Origin of the sequence: Burkholderia sp. Cy-637, from assembly GCF_011753175.1 — a bacterium.
Taxonomy (GTDB): domain Bacteria; phylum Pseudomonadota; class Gammaproteobacteria; order Burkholderiales; family Burkholderiaceae; genus Burkholderia; species Burkholderia gladioli.
This window is the reverse complement of sequence record NZ_VWWC01000276.1, coordinates 1-5656: the sequence shown is the minus strand read 5'-3', so window position 1 is coordinate 5656 and position 5656 is coordinate 1. Positions and strand designations below refer to the sequence as shown.

Sequence of the window (5656 nt, the reverse complement as noted above, 5' to 3'; positions counted from 1 at the left end):
TCTACAGCGCGGGCGGCAGCGCCGCGCTGCGCGCCTTCGCGGAGCGTCACGGCATCCCCGTGGCCGAGACGCAGGCCGGCAAGAGCAGCCTGCCCTGGAACCACCCGCTCAACGCCGGCGCGCTCGGCGTGACCGGCTCGCCCGCCGCCAACGCGCTGGCCGCCGACGCCGATTGCGTGATCGCCGTCGGCACGCGCCTGCAGGACTTCACCACCGGCTCGAACACGCTGTTCGCGAATACCGCCGTGATCGGCATCAACGCCAATGCCTTCGACGCGCTCAAGCACCGCGCGCTGGCCGTGGAGGCCGATGCGCGGCTCGCCCTCGATGCGCTCGGCGCGCGCCTGGCCGGCTGGCAGGCCGAGGACGGCTGGACCACGCGCGCGCAGTCGCTGGCCGCGGCCTGGCGCGACACGGTGCAGACGCTGACCAACGCGCCCGCCCAGCCGGGCACCCTGCCCTACGACGCCGACGTGATCGGCGCCGTGCAGCGCAAGCTGGATGCCTCGGCCGCCGGCGACATCGCGGTGTGCGCGGCCGGCACGCTGCCCGCCGAGCTGCACAAGCTGTGGCGCGCGGCGGTGCCGGGCGGCTACCACGTCGAATACGGCTATTCGTGCATGGGCTACGAGATCGCCGGCGGCCTGGGCGCCAAGCTGGCGCGGCCCGAGCGCGAGGTGATCGTGTTCGTCGGCGACGGCAGCTACCTGATGATGAACAGCGAGCTGGCCACCTCGGTGATGCTGGGCGCCAAGCTGATCGTGGTGGTGCTCGACAACCGCGGCTACGGTTGCATCAACCGCCTGCAGCAGGCCTGCGGCGGCGCGCCCTTCAACAACATGATCGAGGACTGCGTGCAGGGCCCGCTCGGCGCGCCCGAGATCGACTTCGCCGCGCATGCGCGCGCGCTGGGCGCGCTGGCCGAGCACGTCGACGACGTGGCCGCGCTGGACGCCGCGCTCGAACGCGCGCGCGCCGCCGATCGCAGCTACCTGATCTGCATCGACACCGATGCCGCCCGCACCACCGCCGAGGGCGGCTGGTGGTGGGAGGTGGCGGTGCCCGAGGTGTCCTCGCGCCCGGCCGTGCGCGAGGCGCGCGCGAGCTACGAACGGCAACTGGCCGAGCGCGCCGGCAAGCCCGAACCCCATACTCCGGAAGCATCGACATGAGCGACTACCAGATCCGCATCGGCATCAACCCGCTGTCCTGGATGAACGACGACCTGCCCTCGCTGGGCGGCGAAACCCCGCTGTCGGTCGCGCTGACCGAAGGCCGGCAGATCGGCTACGAGGGCTTCGAGCTCGGCAACAAGTTCCCGCGCGAGCCGCAGGCGCTCAAGGCGCTGCTGGCCGAGTACCAGCTGGCACTGGTCTCGGGCTGGTACTCCGGGCGGCTGGCCGAGCGCGGCGCGCAGGAGGAGATCGACGCGGTGGGCCCGCATCTCGAACTGCTGGCGAAGAACGGCGCGACGGTGATGGTCTACGGCGAGGTGGCCGCCTCGATCCAGGGCTCGGCCGAGGTGCCGCTCTACCAGCGCCCGCGCTTCGTCGGCGAGGCGCAATGGGAGCAGTACGCGCGGCGGCTCGACGAGTTCGCGCGCTTCACGCTCAGCCACGGCGTGCGCACCGCCTATCACCACCACATGGGCGCCTATGTCGAGGCGCCGGCCGACATCGACCGGCTGATGGCCGCCACCAGCGAGGCCGTCGGCCTGCTGTTCGACACCGGCCACGTCACCTTCGGCGGCGGCGATCCGCTCGCCGTGCTCGACAAGCACATCGGCCGCGTCTGCCACGTCCACTGCAAGGACGTGCGCCCCGAGGTGATCCGGCTCGCGCGCAACCGCAACTGGAGCTTCCTGCAATCGGTGATCAACGGCGCCTTCACGGTGCCCGGCGACGGCGCGGTGGATTTCCCGGCCGTCATCGAGCGGCTCAAGCGCCATGGTTATCGCGGCTGGTTCGTGGTCGAGGCCGAGCAGGACCCGGTGATCGCGCCGAGCTACGCCTATGCCGAGAAGGGCTACCGCACGCTGCGCGCGCTGGTGGACGCCCCGCTCGAACCCGCTCGCAAGGAGGCCGCGTGATGAATACCGCCAACCCTGCACATTCGCAGGACCTGCTGGTCAAGGCCGCCGCCAGCGGCCGCTCGATCGCCACCGTCACGCCGGAATCGGCGCGCTGGAACCACGTGGGCTTCGCGGCCTATCGGCTCAAGGCCGGCGAATCGCTGGCGCTGCACGAGGCCGCGCGCGAAACCTGCATCGTGGTGATGGCGGGCCGCGTCGACATCGTCGATGCCGACGGCACGCGCTGGGACGCGCTGGGCTCGCGCGACAGCGTGTTCGAGGACAGCGCGCCCGCCGCGCTCTACCTGCCGCCCGACCGGCGCGTGACGGTCACCGCCACGCGCGATACCGAGCTGGGCGTGGCCAGCGCGCCGGGCACCGGCCGCTTCCCGCCGCGCCGCATCGAGCCGGGCGAGATGAAGCGCTCGGTGCGCGGCACCGGCGCGAACACGCGCTACGTCTGCGACATCCTCCCCCAGACCGAGCCGGCCGAATCGCTGCTGGTGGTCGAGGTGCGCACGCCCTCGGGACACTCCTCGAGCTACCCGCCGCACAAGCACGATACCGACAACGTGCCGGTCGAGAGCTTCCTGGAGGAGACCTACTACCATCGCGTGAACCCGCCGCAGGGTTTCGTGTTCCAGCGCGTCTATACCGACGAGCGCGACATCGACCAGTCGATGGCCGTGTCGGATCACGACGTGGTGATGGTGCCGCGTGGTTATCACCCGGTGGTGGTGCCTTATGGCTACGATTCCTACTACCTGAACGTGATGGCCGGGCCGACCCGCGTCTGGCACTTCAAGAACGATCCCGAGCACGACTGGATCGCCAAGCGCGACGCGGCGGCAGCGGCGGCCAAGGCGGGCTGAGGCGTCGCGGCGGCAACGTCGAAGGCGCAACGCGGCGGCGGACGATGAAGCGGCAAGCGAGCCGCGCCATCGTCCGCCGCCGTTGCGTTTGTCTGGTCGAGGCCTCAACCGGCGCCGAGCCAGCGCGCCTCGTCCTCGCGCGTCAGCGTGCCCGGCGCGCCGTCGTGGACGATCCGGCCGCGCTCCATCACGGCGATCCGCGTCGCCAGCGTGGCCGCCAGTTGGCGACGCTGCTCGATCAGCAGGATCGCGACGCCGGCCTCGCCCAGCCGCGAGAGCGCTGCGCCCACCACGCGCGCGACCTGCGGCGCCAGCCCCTCGGTGGGCTCGTCGACGATCATCAAGCGCGGCGCGCCCACCATCGCGCGCGCCAGCGCCAGCATCTGCTGCTCGCCGCCCGACAGCACGGCCGCCTTGGCGCGCCAGCGCTCGGCCAGCGCCGGGAACAGCGTCCTCACTTCGTCGAAGGCCCGCTCGCGCGCCGCGCGCGGGCCTTCGCGCCAGCCCAGCCGCAGATTGTCCTCGACGCTCAGCAGCCCGAACACGTCGCGCCGCTCGGCCACGTAACCGACGCCGCGGCGCGCGATCTCGAAGGTCGGCCGCCCCGCCATTTCCTCGCCGTCGATGCGGATCGAACCACTCGACGCGATCATGCCCATCACCGCCCTGGCCAGCGTCGAGCGGCCCGAGCCGTTGCGGCCCAGCAGCGCCAGCACCTCGCCGCGGCCGAGCCTGAGATCGACGCCGTCGAGCACGGGCAAGGCACCATAGGCCGCGCTCACGCCCTGCAGTTCGAGCAGGGGCGCAGTCATGGCCGATCTCCCGCGCCGACGCGATCACCACGGTTGCCGCGATCGTCCATGCCTTCGTCGGTGCCAAGGTAGGCCGCGCGCACCGCCGCGTTCGCGCGAATCTCGGCCGGCGTGCCGGTGGCGATCCGCTCGCCGCGCACCAGCACCGAGATGCGGTCCGCGAAACCGAACACGGCGTCGATATCGTGCTCGATCATCAGCACCGTGCAGCCGGCCGTGGCCGCGCGGATCAGCGCCAGCGTGGCGCGCGCCTGCTCGCGGTTCATGCCGGCGGTCGGCTCGTCGAACAGGAACACCGAGGCACCGCCTGCCAGGGCGATGCCGAGATCGAGCGCGCGCTGCTCGGCATAGTCGAGTTCGCCGGCCGGCACCTCGCCGCGCGTGCCCAGGCCGATCGCCTCGAGGGTCCGCCGCGCGGCGCCGTCGAGCGCGGCGGGATCACGACACCAGCGCAATGGTTCGCGGCCTTGCGCGGGCGCGTGCATGGCCGCGCAGCGCAGGTTGTCGAGCACCGACAGGCGCTCGAACACGCTGGTCTGCTGGAAACCGCGCGCCAGCCCACGCCGCGCGATCGCGTAAGGCGCGCGACCGGCGATCTCCCGCCCATGCAGGCGGATCGAGCCGCGCGTGGGCCGGCTGCCGCCCGCGATCAGCTCGAACAGCGTCGACTTGCCCGCGCCGTTCGGGCCGATCAGCGCGTGGCGCTCGCCGGCCTCGATGCGCAGGTCGACGTCGTGCAGCACCCGCGTCGCGCCGAAACGCTTCGCGATGCCGCGCAGTTCGAGGGCGGCGGGCGGCTTTGGGGGAATGCTCGCGACTGGCTTGCCCGTGGCTGGGCTGCTGCGCGAGGCTGGGTTGCTCTCAGTTGGGTCGATCGCAGTTGAGTCGATTGCAGTTGGATTGCTCGCAGTTGGGTCGATCGCAGACGGGTCGATCGCGGCTGGCTTGCTCACGACCAGTTTGTCCTCGGTCGATCTGCTCGCGGCCGGGTCGTTCACGGCAAAGCCGCTCATCGTCAGGCTGCTCACCGCCGGAGGACTCGCGGCCAAGCTGCTCATCGTCGGATCGCGCATGGCCCGATCGTTCATCGCAGCAGCCCTCGTGCCCTGCTTCGCCGCCGCAGCCACGCCGCCGAAAGGCCGACGTCGCCCGAGCCGGCCCAGCGCCGTCGCGGCCAGCGCCAACGCGATCGCGATCACCCAGCCCGGCGCCGAGCCCGCATCGAATTGCCAAACGCCGATGCTGGCGAGCCGCTGCCCGCCCTCGCCGTCGCCTAGCTGCAGCGCGTAGCCGAGCTCGACGCCGAACACGATCGCCAGCACCGCCACCAGCCAGGCCGCCAGCCTGGACAACTGGCGCAGCCGCGCTTCCCGGCCGGCGCCGCGCCAGGCCGCCGCCTGCGCGGCCAGCGCGCCCAGCAAGCCGCCCGGCGCGGCCACCACCACCGCCACGAACAGCAGGCCGAGATAAAACAACCAGGCGCGCGAGAGCCCCGCCACGAAGCTGCCGAACGCGGCCATCACCGCCGCGCCGAGCACCGGCCCGAAGAAGCCGCCGCTGCCGCCGATCACGGTCGCGAACAGCACCGTGGCCGAGCGCAGCATCGAGACGCTGTCCGAGGAGGCCAGTTCGACGTCGATCAAGGTCAGCGTGCCGGCCACGCCGGCGAAGAACGCGGCGATCACCATCATCAGCAGCCGCACCCGGCGCGGATCGGTGCCGAGCGCGGCGACGCGGCGCGGCTTGTCGCGCACGGCGCGAGCCAGCCGCGCGAACGGGGTGGCCAGCACGACGCGCATCGCCAAGGCCGACAACAGGCACCACGCGGCGATCAGCGCATAGGCCTCGCGATCGGCGCCGAAGCGCCAGGCGCCGAGCGGCGCGCCCGCGGTGCGATCGAT

At 72.2% G+C, this 5656-nt stretch carries 5 protein-coding genes; 3 read left to right on the top strand and 2 right to left on the bottom strand.

Features of this window, described 5'->3' with window-relative positions; translation table 11 throughout:
* The 3 genes from F3J10_RS34110 to iolB all read left to right on the top strand — a co-directional run.
* Positions 1 to 1172: thiamine pyrophosphate-dependent enzyme (locus tag F3J10_RS34110; RefSeq protein WP_240155793.1), on the top strand; the 1172-nt coding region annotated here is incomplete at its 5' end.
* On the top strand, positions 1169 to 2089 hold the full coding sequence (gene iolE / locus F3J10_RS34105; RefSeq protein ID WP_166914069.1) for a myo-inosose-2 dehydratase: 921 nt from the start codon (positions 1169 to 1171) through the stop codon (positions 2087 to 2089). The genes F3J10_RS34110 and iolE, both read left to right, overlap by 4 nt.
* Complete coding sequence (gene iolB / locus F3J10_RS34100) at positions 2089 to 2943, top strand: 5-deoxy-glucuronate isomerase (protein ID WP_167243916.1); 855 nt, start codon at positions 2089 to 2091, stop codon at positions 2941 to 2943. Before iolE ends, iolB begins: the two co-directional genes overlap by 1 nt.
* Before the next feature lie 104 nt (positions 2944 to 3047).
* On the opposite strand, the gene F3J10_RS34095 is transcribed toward iolB, so the two are convergent.
* Both F3J10_RS34095 and F3J10_RS34090 read right to left on the bottom strand, forming a co-directional pair.
* Complete coding sequence (locus tag F3J10_RS34095; RefSeq protein ID WP_025099808.1) at positions 3048 to 3755, bottom strand: ABC transporter ATP-binding protein; 708 nt, start codon at positions 3753 to 3755, stop codon at positions 3048 to 3050.
* The coding region (locus F3J10_RS34090; protein WP_167243915.1) for an ATP-binding cassette domain-containing protein at positions 3752 to 5656 on the bottom strand (1905 nt) is incomplete at its 5' end. The genes F3J10_RS34090 and F3J10_RS34095, both read right to left, overlap by 4 nt.